The following is a 16809-nucleotide window of genomic DNA, read 5'->3' as shown; positions in this document are numbered from 1 at the left end:
ACCCACCCCAACATCCCTGCGTGCCCGAATGGAGATGATGCGCCTTGCGCGTGCTCATGATGATCAGTCCCGGTGCCGGTCACACCTACCCCATGGTGCCGCTCGGCTGGGCCCTGCAGATGGCCGGCCACGACGTGCTCGTCGCCTCGTGCGGCCCCGGCCTGATGATGGGCGAGGCCGGCGTGCGCTGCGTGGACGTGGCCCCCGGCCTCTCCCTGACCCAGATGCAGGGCAAACTCGCCCAGCACCGCCCCGATGTGATCGCCAGGCTGAACAACGACGCCCTGGACCCCGACTACCACGAGACCATCGGCATGGCCGTCGCCGGAGCACTGCGCCTCCAGCCCGACATGGTCGAGGCGATGATCCGCACCGCCGAGGAGTGGCGCCCGGACGTCATCGTCTACTCCCCGCTGCTCACCCCCGCCCTCGTCGCCGCCGCCAAGCTCGGTGTGCCCGCGGTGCGCAACGAGTTCGGCCTGGTCCGCACCGACGACTCCCCGCAGCTCATGCGAGAGATGCACAGCGACCTCTTCGAGGCGCACGGCGTGGAGCTCCCCGAGGTGCTGGCCACCATCGACATCACGCCGCCCAGCATGGGCGCCATCGAGCCGGACTCCTGGCTGATGGGCACCATCCCCTTCAACGGCGGCGGCGTCCTGCCGCGCGAGACCTACGACTACCTGATCGGCGCCAGGCGGGACACACCGCGGATCGCCGTGACGTTCGGCAGCGGCCCGCCCCCGGTGGAGACCGCCCGCGTCGTGCAGAACGTCGTGGCCGCGGCCCCCGACATGGACGCCGAGTTCGTCCTGGCGGCACCCAATGTGGACCTGGAGTCCCTCGGCACGCTGCCGGACAACGTGACGTCGCTCGGCTGGGCACCGCTGGTCTCGCTGATGTCGTGCAGCTCGCTGGTGATCCACCACGGCGGCCCCGGCTCGGCGTTCGGCGCGATCATGAGCGGACTGCCGCAGATCATCCCCGAGTTCGGTGGCCTCGGCCGGCCGCTCATCATGGACGCCGTTGTCAACCGCGGGGTCGGCGCGACCGCGCCGCCCGAGGAGGTCGGGCGTGAGCTGCTCGAATCGGTGCTGGCGGACGACAAGATGAAGACGGCGGCGCAGGAGGTGCGCGAGGAGATCCGCGGCCTGCCGACCCCGCTCGACATCGCCGGTCGGCTGACCGACCTGGTGGAGCGCTCCGGAGGCAGGGCCGGATGACCACCGCCACGCCGACCGAGTGGGGTCGTGCGCTGGCCGCGGCACGCACCGTCTACGACGTCGCACCGCTCTACGAGGCGATCTACCTCGGCCGCGGCAAGGACTACGCGACCGAGTCGGCGAAGGTGGCCGCGCTGATCAGGGAACGGAACCCGGGCGCCCGCGACCTGCTGGACGTGGGCTGCGGGCCCGGCACGCATCTGCACCATCTCGCCACGGTCTTCGACCGGGTGGAGGGCGCCGACCTGGCCGAGCCGATGCTCGCTCACGCGCGGGAGCGGCTGCCCGGCGTTCCGTTCCACCGCGCGGACATGCGCGACTTCGACCTGGGCCGCCGGTTCGACGCGGTGACCAGCCTGTTCAGCGCGATCGGCAATATCCGTGACGGCTCCGAACTGCGGGCCGCCGTGCGCTGTCTGCGCGGCCATCTGCGGCCCGGCGGAGTGCTGCTGGTGGAGCCCTGGTGGTTCTCCGAGAACTTTGTGAGCGGCCATGTCGGCGGCGATGTGGTCGAGTTCGAGGGAATGACGCTCGCCCGGGTCTCGCACTCGGTCAGAAAGGGAGCCAGCAGCCATATGACGGTGCACTACGTCGTGGCCAGACCGGGGGAGGGAATCTGGCACTTCACCGACGAACACGTGATGGCGCTGTTCCCCCGGGACGAATATCTCGCGGCGTTCCGTGAGGCCGGCCTGGACGCCGAACTCGTCGATCTGGGCAACGGCGGCCCGGGTGTTTTCGTAGGCACCCTCGCCGATACGTCCGCGGCCCGTCCGTGAATTCTGAACATGTCGGCGGAAGTCGGTCCAGGGATATGGTCGGGCCGTTGGCGAAGACGAGGTTGGAGAATCGGATGACGACCTTGGTGTGGTCCTATCAGGATGAGTACGCCGCCGAGCGTGATGACATTCTGGACGCGGTCGACTCCGTGTTCTCTTCGGGGCAGCTCGTTCTCGGTCCGAGCGTTTCCGCATTTGAAAAGGAATTCGCCGCGTACCACGGTGTCGAGCACTGTGCCGGGGTCGACAACGGCACCAACGCGGTCAAGCTGGCGCTGGAGGCGCTGGGCATAGGTCCCGGTGACGAGGTCATCACCGTCTCCAACACCGCGGCGCCGACCGTGGTGGCGATCACGGGCACCGGGGCGACCCCGAAGTTCGTGGACATCGACCCGGTGACGTACCTGATGGACACCGCGCAGCTGGCCGACGCCGTCACCGAGCGGACCCGCTGTGTCCTGCCGGTGCACCTGTACGGCCAGTGCGTGCCGATGGACCCCGTCGTCGAGCTGGCCGACCGGCACGGCCTGCACATCGTGGAGGACTGCGCCCAGGCGCACGGCGCCCGGCAGCACGGCCGGCTGGCCGGCACGACGGGTGCCGCCGCCGCGTTCTCCTTCTACCCGACGAAGGTGCTGGGCGCGTACGGCGACGGCGGCGCGACGATCACCAGCCGCCCCGAGGTCGACAAGAACCTGCGCCGCCTGCGCTACTACGGGATGGAGGAGCGCTACTACGTCGAGGCCCTGCCGGGCCACAACAGCCGCCTCGACGAGGTGCAGGCGGAGATCCTGCGGCGCAAGCTGCGCCGGCTGGACGACTACATCGCGGCGCGCCGCGCGGTGGCCGACCGCTATCGCGAGGCCCTGAGCGACACCAGCCTCGTGCTGCCGCAGACCGCACCCGGCAACGACCACGTCTACTACGTCTACGTCGTCCGGCACCCGGCCCGCGACACCATCATCGAGCGCCTGCGCGAGAACGACATCCGCCTCAACGTGAGCTACCCGTGGCCCGTGCACACCATGGCCGGATTCGCGCACCTGGAGGCGGCCAAGACCGCACTGCCGGTCACCGAACGACTGGCCGGGGAGATCTTCTCGCTCCCCATGTACCCCTCCCTGACCCCGGAACGGCAGGACCGCGTGATCGAGTGCCTGCGCACGGTCCTGGCCGCCATCGACGGCGCCTGAGAACCCGGCGGATCTCGGCCAGAGGCTTGGGTTGATTCCACATGTCTCCAGAAGTGAGTACTCGCATGTCCGCGCCCAGGGCGGTGGTGGTCGGAGCGGGACCGGTCGGCTGTCTGGCCGCCCAGGTCCTGACCCGGCGCGGCTACACGGTCCAGGTCTACGAGAAGCGCCCGCACTACGTCGAGCAGGGCCTGCGGTACGACGGCCGCACGATCAATCTGTCCCTGTCGCCGAGGGGCGTCGAGGCGTTGGACGGTCACTGCGACCGTGCCGCGCTGGACGACCTGGTGGTGCCGATCGGCAGCCGGGTGCGCCACGAGCCGGACGGTCGCATCGCCGCCGCCGGATACGGGCGCGCCGACTGGCAGAACCTGTCCATCGACCGCAACGACCTGAATCTGCTGCTGATGCGAAGCGCCGGCCCGGACGTGCGGTTCACCTTCGGCACCGAGTGCACCGGAGTGGACTTCGCCGCCCGGCGGGTGACGTTCGCCGACGGACAGGGGCAGGAGTCCGAGGTCGCCTACGACCTGCTCGTCGGCGCCGACGGAACCCACTCGGTGGTCCGCGGCCGGCTCGCCGAGCAGGGCCTGACGCAGTCCCGGCAGCGGCAGACCGGCGTCGAGTACCGCGAGGTCACGCTCCGCCCCGAGCCCGGGAACGAGCGCATGACCCCGACGGCGATCCATGTCTGGCCCCGGGACGGCTTCTTCATGGTCGGCCTGCCCAATCGCGACGGCTCCCTGCGCTGCACGCTCGTACTGCCGCGGGAGGGCGAGCCGACCTTCGCCGACCTCGCCACGGAGGAGGAGCTGAGAGCGTTCCTGCGGCGCAACTTCCCCGATGCGGCGGACAGTTACCGGCCGGTCGACCGGGGTCCCTCCGGCGCGCCGGTGAGTCCGATCTCCGTCGTGACCTGCGCGCCGGTGGTGCACGGCGACTCGGTCGTGCTGCTCGGCGACGCGGCGCACACCGTGGCGCCGTTTCTGGGGCAGGGCGTCAACCTCGGCCTGGAGGACTGCGCCGCGCTGGCGCGGCTGCTTCAGAAGTGGCCGGACGAACAGGGCACCGCCCTCGCCGAGTTCCAGCGTGAACGCGTCCCCGAACACGAGGCCGCCGCGGCCCTGTCCCTCGCGAACTACGACGAGCTGAACGGAACCGGGCCGCGCCCGGCCGCTTCCGGCACCGCCCCGCTTCCCACCCTGGTCAACTTCGTCAGCTCCAGCTACCGGGAAGCACTCGACATGTACTCCTCACGCGACCGCCGCACCCCCGCGGCGGCTGACGGCGCAGCGGCCGATCGGAGGGTGACCACCACGTGAGCACGACTCAACTCGCCAAGGTGTTCCACTGGCGGGACGACCGGACCGAGGCCGAGGGCTGGCTGGTCATCCACAGCCTGACCGGCGGCGTCTCGGGCGGCGGCCTCTTCATGCATCCGCGGGTCACGCTGTCCGAGGTGGCCGACCTCGCCGCCACCATGTCGCTGAAGAACACTCTGCAGCGCCCGCAGTTCGGCGGCGGCAAGGGAGGCATCCGGTTCGACCCCGCCTCCCCGGAGGCCGAGGGCGTCCTGCGCCGGTTCATGATCGCGCACCGGGAGGTCATCGCGCGGGAGTGGAGCACCGGCGCCGACCTCTACACCAGCAGGGAGGTCATCGAGCGCATCGCGCGGGAGGATCTCGCCCTGCCCACCGCCTTCGTCGCGATGGCCGCGACCCTGGCCCGGCATGCCGGCATCCCCTCCCAGGCCCCCGCCATGCCGCAGCGGCTGGCGCAGCCCTGGAACGACCACGCCACCGTCGACGACGCCGCCACCGGCCACTCGGTCGCCGAGGCGATCCGCCTGTCCGCCGGCGGCACGCCCCGCGTCGGGATCCAGGGCTTCGGCAGCGTCGGCTCCAACGCGGCCGACTCGCTCACCTCCCGCGGTATCGGCGTCGTCACCGGCATCTGCGAGAAGGACGGCTACCTGGTCGACCCCGACGGCATCGACATCGCGGAGCTGCTGCGCCGCCGGGCCGCCCGTCAGGACAGGCCGGCCTTCGGCGAGCTCGTCCGGGACAAGCCGCACCGGGGCTGGAAATGGGTGCCGCGCAGCGCCGGCCAGGCGGACGAGGAACTCCTCACCGAGTTCGTCGCCGTGACCGGACCGGACGTGCTCACCCCGTGCGCGACCCGCTACGCGGTGACGGACGGGGTCATGCGCGAGTTCGTGCGCGGCTCCGGCCGGGTGGTGGTCTGCGGTGCCAACAACGCCTTTTCCAGCCCGGAGGTGAAGGCGCACTGGACCGAGCAGAGCGTGACCATCATTCCCGAATGGGTCTCCAATTCGGGTGCGGCCATTCTGTTCGCCGAACTGCTGAAGACGGAACGGTCCGATCGGGAGACCATTCAGTCGATCTTCGCGGCGATCACCGAACGAATCGAAGAATTCCTGCTCGCCCACGGACTGCACGTGGACAACCGGAAGAGGACACAGGCTCATGCTGCGCAGCAACAAAACGCTTGAACTGATCCGTCAGGAGAGCCCGGCGGTCGGCACCTGGCTCCAGCTGCACAGCGTTCCGGCGACCAGGCTCCTGGTCGCGCAGGGCGCGTTCCGCTGGATGCTGGTGGACTTCGAGCACACGCCCGTCGACCACACCACGGCCAGCCACATCTTCGGCACGATCTCCGACCTCAGCGGCGGTGAGACCACCCCGGTCGCCCGGGTCGCCGCGGGCACCATCGACCACATCAAGCACGCCCTGGACGCGGGTGCCCAGGGCGTCATCGTGCCCATGGTGAACACGGCCGAGGAGGCCGCGGACGCGGTCCGCTTCGCCCGGTTCCCCCCGCGCGGCGAGCGCGGCGGCGGTGGCATGACGCCGCAGGTGGGCTTCGGTGTGAACACCCCGACCTACCTTGCCGAGGCCAACGACGAGATTCTCGTCGGCGTCCAGATCGAGACCGCCCAGGGCGTGGCGAACATCAAGGAGATCCTCGCCGTCGAGGGCATCGACCTGGTCTTCATCGGCCCCAACGACCTGCACCTCTCGCTGGGCCTCCCGGCCAAGTTCTGGAGCCAGGAGCCGGCGTTCCAGGACGCCGTGCGCACGGTCACCGACGCCTGCCGCGAGAACGGCATTCCCTTCGGCACCCTGTGCCGGGACGCCGCTTCCGTACGGGACCGTATCGACGACGGTTTCACCTTCCTCGGACTGGCCAGCGATCTGCATTTCATGCTGACCAAGGCCGGCGAGGAGTACGGCGTCCTGCACGGCATGGAAGAGCCCGCCAGCACCTGGTGCAACATGGTGAATCTCGACCGTCTGCCCGATTCACTGCGCGGCCTGCCCCGTTCTTGAAACCCGTCAGGAAAACACAACCGGAAGGTGATGGAGAGAAAATGGTCGACAAGGTAGTGATCGTGGGCGGCGGCACGTCCGGCTGGATGAGCGCCAGTTACCTCAAGGCCGCCTTCGGGGACCGGATATCGGTGACCGTCGTGGAATCCGACCGGGTCCCGACGATCGGCGTGGGCGAGGCCACGTTCAGCACCGTGCGGCACTTCTTCGAGTACCTGGGTCTCAAGGAGACCGACTGGATGCCGGCCTGCAACGCCACGTACAAGCTGGGCATCCGGTTCGAGAACTGGTCGGAGGTCGGGAAGCACTTCTACCACCCCTTCGAGCGGCTGCGGGTCGTCGACGGCTTCCCGCTGACGGACTGGTGGCTCAAGCAGCGGCCGTCGGACCGGTTCGACGTGGACAACTTCGTGATGGCGCAGCTGGGCGACACCCTGCGCGCCCCGCGCTTCCTGGACGGCACGCTCTTCGAACGCGGCAGCAGCGAACTCGGCCCCGGGGGCGCCGCCTTCCGGTCCACCCTGACCGAACAGGACACGCAGTTCCCGTACGCCTACCACTTCGACGCGGCCCTGCTCGCGAAGTTCCTCACCGAGTACGGCGTCAGCCGCGGGGTCCGGCATGTGACCGACGACGTGGTGGACGTCAAGCTCGACGACCGCGGCTGGATCTCCGCGGTCGCCACCCGCGGCCACGGTGACCTGGAGGGCGACCTCTTCATCGACTGCACCGGGTTCAAGGGCATGCTGCTGAACGGCGCCCTGGAGGAGCCGTTCGTCTCCTACCAGGACACGCTGCCCAACGACCGTGCCGTGGCGCTGCGCGTCCCGGTGGACACGGCCGTCAAGGGCATCGCCCCGTACACCAAGGCCTCCGCCATGGAGGCCGGCTGGATCTGGACGATTCCGCTCTTCGACCGGATCGGCACCGGCTACGTGTACGCCAGTGAATACACCACGCCCGAGGAGGCCGAGCGCACGCTGCGCGAGTTCGTGGGTCCGGAAGCGGAGGGCCTGGAGGCCAACCACATCCGGATGCGGATCGGCCGCAGCCGCAACTCCTGGGCGAAGAACTGCATCGCCATCGGCCTGTCCAGCGGATTCGTCGAGCCGCTGGAGTCGACCGGCATCTTCTTCATCCAGCACGGCATCGAGCAGCTGGTCAAGCACTTCCCGCAGGCCGACTGGTCGGAGCAGCTGCGCGACTCCTACAACCGCGCGGTCAACAACTGCATGGACGGCGTACGGGAGTTCCTGGTGCTGCACTACCGGGGCGCGGCGCGCAGCGACAACGCGTACTGGAAGGACGCCAAGACCCGCAAGGTGCCCGACGCCCTGCAGGGGCGGCTGGAGCAGTGGCAGACCAAGCTGCCGGACGCGGAGAACATCTTCCCGCACTACCACGGCTTCGAGGCGTACTCCTACGTGGCGATGCTGATGGGCCTGAAGGGCATCCCGCTGCGCGCGCCCGGCGCGCTGGACCTGATGGACGGCAGCGCCGCCGCCGAGGAGTTCGCGCGGGTCCGGTCCACCAGCAGTGAGCTGGTCCGCAGCCTGCCCAGTCAGTACGAGTACCTCGCCCAGATGCACTGACGCGGGACACGGCCATGCCTGCTACGGAAGGAAACCTGGTGATGCGGGGATGATCGCACCCAACACCCCTTCGGCGGCCACTCTCGCACCCGGTGAGTTTCGCGAGCTGATGGCCGGATTTCCCACCGGCGTCACGGTGGTCACGGCCTTCGACGGGGCGCGGCGGCCCTGGGGGATGACATGTTCGTCCCTGTGCAGTGTCACGCTGCGGCCGCCGACCCTCCTGGTGTGCATCAGGAACGGCAGCCCGACTCTCGCCGCCGTGCTCGACGGAGGCCGCTTCTCGGTCAACCTGCTGAGCGATGCCGGCCGCCCGGTCGCCGAGCTGTTCGCGTCCGGTGCGTCCGACCGGTTCGACCAGGTGAAGTGGGAGGACGCGCCCGGCTGCGGCGGCCCGCATCTGCCGGACGTGGCGCACGCGGTGGCCGACTGCCGGGTGCTGAGGACCGAGCCGGTCGGCGACCACACGGTCGTCTTCGGCGAGGTCGAGCGGTCGGTGACCTGGACGCCGGCCCCGCAACCGCTGATCTACGGGTTGCGCAGCTATGCCGTCTGGCCGACGGCATGAGGGCCAAGCGGTCTCGGAGCGACCTGGCGTACTACGGGGGTACGCCGGGTTTCGCCGAGGACATCAGAGTGGGGACGCCGAACGTCCCCGCCAAGGAGCGCTATCTGGAACTGGTGAACGAGGCCATCGACCGCCGGTGGCTGAGCAACCTCGGCCCGCTGGTCCGGCAGTTCGAGGGGCTCGCGGCACAGCGGACGCTGCGCGCGCACAACACCGCGACGAACAACGCCACCACCGCGTTGCAGGTCGCCGTGAAGGCGTGCGGTGTCACCGGCGAGGTGATCATGCCGTCGTTCACCTTCGTGGCGACCGCCCACGCGATGAACTGGATCGGTCTCACCCCGGTGTTCGCCGACGTCGACCCCGAAACGGGCACGCTGGACCCCCGTTCGGTCGCCAAGGCGGTGTCGCCGCGCACCGGCGGCATCCTGGGCGTCCACATCTGGGGCAATCTCTGCGACACGGCCGGACTCGACGACGTCGCCCGGGAGGCGGGCGTGCCGCTCGTCTTCGACTCGGCCCAGTCGTTCGGGTGCCGGCCCCTGCTGCCGGGGCCGAGCGGGACGGCGGAGGTGTTCAGCTTCCACGCCACGAAGATCCTGAACTGCTTCGAGGGCGGGCTCGTCGCCACGGACTCCGCGGACGTCCACGCCCGGGTGCGGTCGATGCACAACTTCGGCTTCGACGAGGCGATGAACGTCGTCGGCCCGGGCACGAACGCGAAGATGAACGAGTCGTCGGCGGCGATGGGCATCGCGTCCATCGAGCACCTGGACGACATGCTGAAGATCTACCGGGCGCACTACCTGCGCTACCGGGAAGGCCTGGCGGCGGTGCCCGGCGTCACGCTGATGGCGGCGCCGGACGGCCAGACCCACAACCACCAGTACGTCGTCGTGCAGGTGGACCCCGAGGCGGCCGGCCTGGACCGCGACCGGCTGGCAGACATGCTCGGGGCGGAGAACATCCGTACCAAGAAGTACTTCTCGCCGGGCTGCCACCGTATGCGGCCCTACCGGCAGGACGCCGTGCACACGCCCGTCGACCTCTCGGTCACCGAGGCGCTGACGGAGCGTGTGCTGGCCCTTCCCACCGGGCTGTCGGTGACGCCGGACGACGTCGACCGCATCAGCGACGTGATCGCCGCCGCGGTCCGCTACGCGTGACGACGCGACCGCTCCCGCACCGGGGCAGCCGCATCCGGGCCGTCGCCGCCCGCCAGCTCCTCGATGAGCTCGGCGGCGCGGCGCGGCCCGTTGTGGGCGCGGTACTCCTTGCCGAGCGCCTGCGCCCGCGCGCGGAACGAGGGCTCACGGAGCACCCGTTGCACCGCCGCGCGCAGCCGCCGCTCCAGGTCGTCGCCGCTCTTGAGGTGCACTCCGGCCCCGGACCAGCCGACATGCGCGCCGACCTCGTTCTTGTCCTCGGTGGCCGAGGCCACGACGAGCGGCACGCCGTTGCTCAGCGCCGCGGTCACACCGCCGTAGCCGCCGTTGGTGACGAGGAGGTCCGCGTGCGGCAGCAGATGGTGGTACGGCACGAACCGCTCCACCCGCACGTTGTCCGGCAGCGGGCCCAGGTCGAGCTGCTCGGGCGGGACGCCGGTCGTGACGACGATCAGGGCGTCCAGAGAGGACAGCGCACGGATCGCGGGCCGCAGCAGACGCTCCGGCTCGTTGGCGACGGTGCCCTGCGTCAGATGCACCACCCGGCCGTACGCCGTCAGGTCGCCCCACCAGGCCGGCGGCTCGAACGCGTCGGTCGCCGCGCCCGTGATGGGGCCGACGAAGCGGGTCTGCGGAAGCAGATCGCTGCGCGGGTACTCGAAGGACGGCACCGTCCCCAGCAGATACAGCGACGGCATCCGGACGATGTTCTCGAACGCTCCGGCGTCGATGGGCGGCAGACCCACCTGGGCCCGCGTCCGGTCGGCGGCACGGCGCAGTTCGCGCATGATGACGTGGTCCGCCGTCCACTTCAGCGTCCGGTTGCGCAGCCGCCCGAGGACCGAGGACGAGGGCCTCAGGCCCATGCCGAACGGTGCGGTGTCGCGGCTGCTGAGGGTGTAGATCGAGGTGGCCATCCAGACCAGCGGAATCCCCTTCAGCTCGCTCAGAAACCCGCCCGCATAGGTGGTTTCGTCGGTGACGACCACATCCGGCTTTAATTCCTCGGCCAGCGCCGAGAGGTCCCGGAGCTGGTCGGGTGCGGTACCGAGAAAGACGTCCCGGAAGACCGCGATCATTCCTTTGACGCCGGTGAGACCGGTGTGTTCCGGAAACGCCTCGTCATGTGTCATGCCGCCGTAGTCGAATCCGGAGACGATCGGCGAGAACCGGGCACCGGTCCTTTCGACGCGTTCCTGGAAAACCTTGCCGGTGTACCAGGTCACCGTGTTTCCACGGCGTACGAGCTCTTTCACCAGATGCATGATGACATTGACATGGCCTTCGGCCGGCGCCGTCGCCACGAGCACATTCGCCAAGGCTCTGCCTCTCTTCTCGGCCGATTGTTTGCTGTGGGCGGAACGCTAACCCAGAAGTTGGCCGTTCAGGCGGGGGTGATCTGGCCGAACGGGACGCCGGAGGAAAGCATGGTTCCGGGAGGTGTGTTCAATGCAGATACTCGTGACCGGAGGAGCCGGGTTCATCGGCTCCAGCTACGTACGCATGCTCGTGTCCGATGCAGAAGCGCAGGGGCGCCGGCCCCGTGTCACCGTGCTGGACAAGCTCACTTACGCCGGGAATCCGGCAAATCTCGAATCGGTCGCCGGACGTATCACATTCGTCCAGGGCGACATCTGCGACGCGGGCCTGCTGGCGCGTGTGGTGCCGGGGCACGACCTGGTCGTCAATTTCGCGGCGGAGACACATGTCGACCGGTCCATCGAGGACTCCGGTGATTTCGTCCGCACCAACGTCCTCGGCACGCAGGCTTTGATGCAGGCCTGCCTCGACGCGGGCACCCGCAGGGTCGTACACGTGTCGACCGACGAGGTCTACGGCAGCATCGCCACCGGCGCCTGGAACGAGGACGCCCCGGTGTCGCCCAACTCGCCGTATGCGGCGTCCAAGGCGGGCGGCGACATGATCGCCCTCGCCTGTGCGCGCACCCACGGGCTGCCCGTCTCGGTCACCCGGTGCGGCAACAACTACGGCCCCTTCCAGTACCCGGAGAAGGTCATCCCGCTGTTCATCACCAACCTGCTGCGCGGCCGCCGGGTCCCGCTGTACGGGGAGGGGAACAACGTGCGCGACTGGATCCACGTCGAGGACCACTGCCGTGGCATCCAGGTGGTCGCCGAGCGCGGCGCGGCGGGCGAGGTCTACCACATCGCCGGCACCGCCGAACTGACCAACCGTGAGCTGACCACTCATCTGCTCGAAGGGCTCGGCTGTGACTGGTCGATGGTCGAGCATGTGCCCGACCGCAAGGGCCACGATCTGCGCTATGCGCTCAGCGACAAGAAGCTGCGCGCCCTCGGGTACGCACCGGCCATCTCCTTCGACCGCGGCCTCGCCTCGACGATCGACTGGTATCGCACCCGTTCCGCCTGGTGGGAGCCGCTCGTCGGCGGCCCGGGGCCCTCCCCGGCGGCACCGTCCGTGGCGCCGCAGCAGGCCGAAAACAGGTAGGCAGCCTACTCAAGTGGGCTGATCTGTGTTACCAATTAGTTGGTAGCCAACGTATTGGCAGGCAATTTAGAAGGGACCCCCCGGTGACCAAACTGCTGCTCTCGGTGCATGTGCTGGCGTCGATCGTGGCGATCGGCCCGATCACGGTGGCGGCATCGATGTTCCCCCGCTTCGTCAAGCCGCAGACCGGGGACGACGACCCGAGCGGGGAGGAGCGCACCCCCGCCACCGCGGCGCTGCTGCACCGGATCTGCCGGGGGTACACCGTCGTCGGCGTCGCCGTGCCGGTCTTCGGTCTTGCCACCGGCGCTCAGATGGGCGTGCTGGGCGATGCCTGGCTCATCGTCTCGATCATCCTCACGGCGATCGCCGCGGCCCTGCTGCTGATGGCGATCCTGCCCGGTCAGGAGCGGCTGCTCGCCCAGCCCGCCGGTCCGGCGGCGGGCGGCGGCGCGGGTGCGGCCGTGGACACCGCGACCGCGGAGGCGACCCGGTCCGCGGCGGCGCGGCTGGCCATGGTCACCGGGATCTTCAACCTGCTCTGGGCCGTCGTGGTCGTGCTGATGATCGTCCGGCCCGGCTCCACGACCGGCGCCTGAGCCCCGTACGCCCGCAGACCGCCATCGCAGTCGACAACGCCCCAGTACGCCGAGTACGCCGAGTACGCCGAGTACGCCGAGTACGCCGAGTACGCCGAGTACGCCGAGTACGCCGAGTACGCCGAGAACGAGGACTGACATGACCCTCTCCCCCGCAGCATCCGGTCTTGCCGGAGCCCTGGCCGATTCCGTCGCGGGCCCCGTGCTGCTGCCCGACGACAGCGGTTTCACCGAGGAACTGGCCAGTTTCCAGCTCGGGTTGCGCCACCAGCCGGACCTCGTGGTCGGTGCCCGCCGGGTCGCGGACGTCCGGACCGTGCTGCAGCTGGCCGGCGAGCACGGGGTTCCGGTCACCGTGCACAACACCGGACACGGGATGCGCTTCTCCGCCGACGAGGGAGTCGTCCTGACGCTGCGCCGGCTGAACGGCGTGCAGATCGATCCCGCCACCCGCACCGCCCGCGTCGGCGGCGGGGCGACCTGGAACGACGTCATGACGGCGGCCGCACCGCACGGCCTGGTGCCGCCCAGCGGCAGCCTGGGCTGTGTGGGCGCCGTCGGCTACACCCTCGGCGGCGGGATCAGCCTGCTGGCCCGCTCCGACGGCTGGGCCAGCGACCTGGTCCGCTCGTTCACGGTGGTCACCGAGGACGGCGAGGAACGGGAGGTCGGGCCGGACGACGCCGAGTGGTTCGCCCAGCTGCGCGGCAGCGGACCGGTGCGGGGCGAGGTCGTCACCGGGATGACCATCGGCCTGCTGCCCGAGGGGCGTCTGCAGGGCGGCGGGCTGACCTTCGACATCGGGGCGACGGGCGCGGAGGGTGACCCGGCGGTGCTGCACGCCTTCCGGGAGTGGACGGCCGACCTGCCCGACGAACTCACCTCCACCCTGCGGGTGATGTCCTTCCCCGACCTCGACTACCTGCCTCCCATGCTGCGCGGCCGGCGCATCGCGCGTGTCGCGGTCGCGCTGCGCGGCACCGAGGAGGACGCCGAGCGGCTGGTCGCGCCGCTGCGGAAGGTGGCGCAGCCGATCGAGGACACCCTGGCCCCGATGCCGTTCGCCGAGTACCCCCGGGTGCACGCCGAGCCGGACAACCCCGGGCCGTTCATCGGGGAGAACCTCCTGGTCGACGCCCTCGACGTGACGGCCCTGGAGAACCTGGCACGGCTGACCGGACCCACCATGGTGATCATGAACATCCGTCACCTCGGGGGAGCCCTGGCCCGTCCCGCCGCCGTCCCCGACACCGTGCAGGGCCGCGATGCGCAGTACCTCGTCGCCGCGGTGGCGCCGGTCGACCCGCAGGTGTCGGTCACCCACCCCGGGGCCGCCTACGACCAGGCCAACCCCGGCTGGGCGCTGGAGCCGTTCGGTACGGCCAAGGTCGGCGTCAGCCCCGGTTTCAGCGTCGGACCGCGCGGCCGCAGCTGACCCCCGATCTGCACCGCCCGGGCGGCCGGCATTCCCCCGAGTCGTGCTGTCCGGGCGGTGCGCACAAACGGTCCGGACGCCCTGTTCAATCTTGTCACCGATGATTCCCGAGCCATATTCTCCAATGCGTCGGACGCCACTCGGGGAAAGGCCTTCAATGGATTTGAAGCCGCAGGTGAACGAGCTCTGGAAATACATCGGCGAAAACGAGGTCAACGAAGAACTGATCGGTGACCTCGCCGATTTCAAGCGAAGCCAGGTGAACTACCGGCTGACCTACTTCGATGTCCGCACGAACGGCGTCCGCTATCTGAAGACGCTCATCTACAACCTGGCCGGCCAGCTGAGCCCGGAGAACTGGGAGCGGCTGCGCCGGATCGAGGGGCGTGAACTCGGGCAGCCGTACTCGGTCACCTACGACGGAGAGTCCGTCTGCCTGGACTACCTGCGCGCCGTGCGCGATCTGGAGTTCATCGAGAAGAACCTCGACCTCGACGGCGGCCGCGTTCTGGAAATCGGTGCGGGATACGGACGTACATGCCACACGCTGATGTCGAACAAGAACATCAGCGCCTACACGATCATCGACCTGCCCACCACGATGGCGCTCTCCAGGAAGTACCTGCGGACGGTGCTGTCGGAGGAGCAGTTCAGCAAGATCACGTTCATTCCCATCGATGAGATCAAGACGTCTCTCGGCGACGCGGAATTCGACCTCTGTATCAACATCGACTCGCTCGCGGAAATGGACGTCGAGACCGTCCGCTACTACTTCGCGCTGATCGCGGAACGCTGCCGGCACTTCTACACGAACAACCCGGTCGGCAAGTACATGGACAAGAGCCTCGACGACCACGCCCGCGGCGAGGACGCCATCGCCCGCGCCCTGGACGCGGGGCTGCTGACCGATGTCATCGACGTCCACGACAACCGTGCGGTGCGGGAGCAGGCCCGCAAGTTCGTCGTGGCCTACCGCCCGCACGACAGCTGGCGGTGCGTGGCCGACGAGTGGGCCGTGCCGTTCACCTGGTACTGGCAGGCCCTGTTCCAGGCGCCGGCCGCCGGCCGCTGATGCCGTACGGGGGACCGGCGCCGATCCTCGCCGCCGGTCCGGTCGCGCCACTCGGTCAGCACTCCCTGCTGCTGCTTCTGCTCCAGGTCGGTGTGCTGCTCGCCCTGGCGTTGCTGTTCGGCCGGCTGGCCGTGCGGTGGGGGATGCCCGCGGTGGTGGGCGAGCTCCTGGTCGGCGTCCTGCTGGGGCCGTCGCTGCTCGAACGGTTCGCGCCCGCGCTGACCGACTGGCTGTTCCCCAAGGAGGCCGGCCAGTTCCATCTCCTGGACGCGTTCAGCCAGATCGGCCTGATGCTTCTGGTCGGCGTCACCGGCACCCAGCTGAACCTCGGACTGCTGCGCCGGCAGGGCACGACCGCCCTGCGGGTCAGCGTCGGCGGACTCGTCGTGCCGCTGGCCTTCGGCATCGGGGTCGCCTTTCTGCTGCCGGACAGGCTGGTTCCGGGAGACGTCGACCGTGCCGTGTTCGCGTTCTTCCTCGGGGTGGCGATGTGCGTCAGTGCCCTCCCGGTCATCGCCAAGACCCTGTCCGACATGGGGTTCCTCCACCGTCCCGTGGGGCAGCTCATCCTGACGGCGGGGATGGTCGACGACACGGTGGCATGGTTCCTGCTGTCGCTCGTGACGGCGCTGGCCACGGTCGGCCTGACCATGGGTCACGTCGGGCTGGCGCTCGCCTCGCTGGCGGCCTTCCTGGTACTGGCGTGCACCGTCGGCCGTATGGCCGTCCGGGCCGTGCTGCGCCGGACGGCACGGTCCGCGGAACCCGGGGCCACGGTCGCCGCCGTGGTGGTGATGGTGCTGCTGTCCGCGGCCGGGGCCCACGCGCTGCACCAGGAACCCCTCTTCGGCGCGTTCGTGTGCGGCCTGGTCATCAGCTCCACCGGAGAGCTGGCGCCGAACCGGCTGGCCGCTCTGCGTACGGTCGTCATGGCGGTCTTCGCGCCGGTGTTCTTCGCCGCCGCCGGCCTGATGGACACACCCACGCCGATCCGGTTGGCTGGCGCCGCGTTCCTGCTGCTGTTCGTGGCGGTGCTGGGCAAGTTCCTCGGCGCCTACGCCGGGGCCAGGCTCAGCCGGCGGAGCCGGTGGGAGGCGCTGGCCCTCGGGGCGGGGATGAACGCCCGTGGTGTCGTGGAGGTGGTCATCGCGATGGCGGGGCTGCGGCTGGGCGTGCTCACCACTCAGATGTACACCGTCATCGTGCTGATCGCCGTGGTCACCTCGCTGATGGCACCGCCGATCCTGACGCTGGCGATGAAGCGCATCGAGGACACCGCCGAGGAGACCGCGGAACCGAAGTCCCCGGAAGAGAAGACCGCGGACGAGGAGATCCGCGAGAAGGCGTACGGATAGCGAAACAG

15 protein-coding genes are annotated in these 16809 nt (G+C 69.5%); 14 read left to right on the top strand and 1 reads right to left on the bottom strand.

Annotated features, from left to right (window positions below; translation table 11 throughout):
* Positions 1-50 precede the first annotated feature (50 nt).
* The 9 genes from StrepF001_RS26110 to StrepF001_RS26070 all read left to right on the top strand — a co-directional run bounded on the left by StrepF001_RS26110 (position 51) and on the right by StrepF001_RS26070 (position 9871).
* Positions 51-1223, top strand: a complete 1173-nt coding sequence (locus StrepF001_RS26110) for a nucleotide disphospho-sugar-binding domain-containing protein (RefSeq protein ID WP_240797690.1) — start codon at positions 51-53, stop codon at positions 1221-1223.
* Positions 1220-2002: a class I SAM-dependent methyltransferase gene (locus StrepF001_RS26105; protein ID WP_129800650.1), complete on the top strand. Its 783-nt coding sequence runs from the start codon at positions 1220-1222 to the stop codon at positions 2000-2002. The genes StrepF001_RS26110 and StrepF001_RS26105 overlap by 4 nt, the downstream gene beginning before the upstream one ends.
* 74 nt (positions 2003-2076) lie before the next feature.
* Positions 2077-3195 carry a DegT/DnrJ/EryC1/StrS family aminotransferase gene (locus StrepF001_RS26100; RefSeq protein ID WP_129800649.1) on the top strand — a complete coding sequence of 373 codons (1119 nt, stop codon included), beginning with the start codon at positions 2077-2079 and terminating at the stop codon, positions 3193-3195.
* 65 nt (positions 3196-3260) lie between these two features.
* Positions 3261-4517 (top strand): NAD(P)/FAD-dependent oxidoreductase, encoded by a 1257-nt coding sequence (locus StrepF001_RS26095; RefSeq protein ID WP_165396370.1) that lies wholly within the window; start codon positions 3261-3263, stop codon positions 4515-4517.
* The gene (locus StrepF001_RS26090; protein WP_129800647.1) at positions 4514-5707 is read left to right on the top strand and encodes a Glu/Leu/Phe/Val dehydrogenase dimerization domain-containing protein; all 1194 of its coding nucleotides are present in this window, start codon (positions 4514-4516) and stop codon (positions 5705-5707) included. Before StrepF001_RS26095 ends, StrepF001_RS26090 begins: the two co-directional genes overlap by 4 nt.
* Positions 5682-6545, top strand: coding sequence for an aldolase/citrate lyase family protein (locus StrepF001_RS26085; RefSeq protein WP_129800646.1), 864 nt, complete (start codon positions 5682-5684; stop codon positions 6543-6545). The genes StrepF001_RS26090 and StrepF001_RS26085 overlap by 26 nt, the downstream gene beginning before the upstream one ends.
* A gap of 41 nt (positions 6546-6586) precedes the next feature.
* Positions 6587-8137: a tryptophan halogenase family protein gene (locus StrepF001_RS26080; protein ID WP_129800645.1), complete on the top strand. Its 1551-nt coding sequence runs from the start codon at positions 6587-6589 to the stop codon at positions 8135-8137.
* 49 nt (positions 8138-8186) lie between these two features.
* The gene (locus tag StrepF001_RS26075) at positions 8187-8705 is read left to right on the top strand and encodes a flavin reductase family protein (protein ID WP_129800644.1); all 519 of its coding nucleotides are present in this window, start codon (positions 8187-8189) and stop codon (positions 8703-8705) included.
* The gene (locus tag StrepF001_RS26070; RefSeq protein ID WP_129800643.1) at positions 8702-9871 is read left to right on the top strand and encodes a DegT/DnrJ/EryC1/StrS family aminotransferase; all 1170 of its coding nucleotides are present in this window, start codon (positions 8702-8704) and stop codon (positions 9869-9871) included. Before StrepF001_RS26075 ends, StrepF001_RS26070 begins: the two co-directional genes overlap by 4 nt.
* Here the strand turns inward: StrepF001_RS26070 and StrepF001_RS26065 are convergent.
* Complete coding sequence (locus StrepF001_RS26065; protein ID WP_240797689.1) at positions 9862-11136, bottom strand: nucleotide disphospho-sugar-binding domain-containing protein; 1275 nt, start codon at positions 11134-11136, stop codon at positions 9862-9864. The two genes, StrepF001_RS26070 and StrepF001_RS26065, sit on opposite strands and share 10 nt — an antisense overlap.
* A 184-nt stretch (positions 11137-11320) precedes the next feature.
* Between StrepF001_RS26065 and rfbB the strand changes: the two genes are divergently transcribed.
* From rfbB to StrepF001_RS26040, 5 genes are all read left to right on the top strand, one after another.
* Positions 11321-12340, top strand: a complete 1020-nt coding sequence (gene rfbB / locus StrepF001_RS26060) for a dTDP-glucose 4,6-dehydratase (protein ID WP_129800642.1) — start codon at positions 11321-11323, stop codon at positions 12338-12340.
* 83 nt (positions 12341-12423) lie between these two features.
* The gene (locus tag StrepF001_RS26055; RefSeq protein ID WP_129800641.1) at positions 12424-12939 is read left to right on the top strand and encodes a hypothetical protein; all 516 of its coding nucleotides are present in this window, start codon (positions 12424-12426) and stop codon (positions 12937-12939) included.
* Positions 12940-13078: 139 nt separating this feature from the next.
* On the top strand, positions 13079-14374 hold the full coding sequence (locus StrepF001_RS26050) for an FAD-dependent oxidoreductase (protein ID WP_129800640.1): 1296 nt from the start codon (positions 13079-13081) through the stop codon (positions 14372-14374).
* A gap of 175 nt (positions 14375-14549) precedes the next feature.
* A complete protein-coding gene (locus StrepF001_RS26045; RefSeq protein ID WP_206306944.1) occupies positions 14550-15446 on the top strand; it encodes a putative sugar O-methyltransferase in 897 nt (298 codons plus the stop codon).
* A complete protein-coding gene (locus StrepF001_RS26040) occupies positions 15446-16801 on the top strand; it encodes a cation:proton antiporter (protein ID WP_129800638.1) in 1356 nt (451 codons plus the stop codon). Before StrepF001_RS26045 ends, StrepF001_RS26040 begins: the two co-directional genes overlap by 1 nt.
* Positions 16802-16809 lie beyond the last annotated feature (8 nt).

This window comes from Streptomyces sp. F001, from assembly GCF_004187715.1.
Lineage (GTDB): Bacteria > Actinomycetota > Actinomycetes > Streptomycetales > Streptomycetaceae > Streptomyces > Streptomyces flavusporus.
The sequence above is the reverse complement of the archived record's forward strand: the minus strand, read 5'-3'. Positions and strand labels throughout refer to the sequence as shown.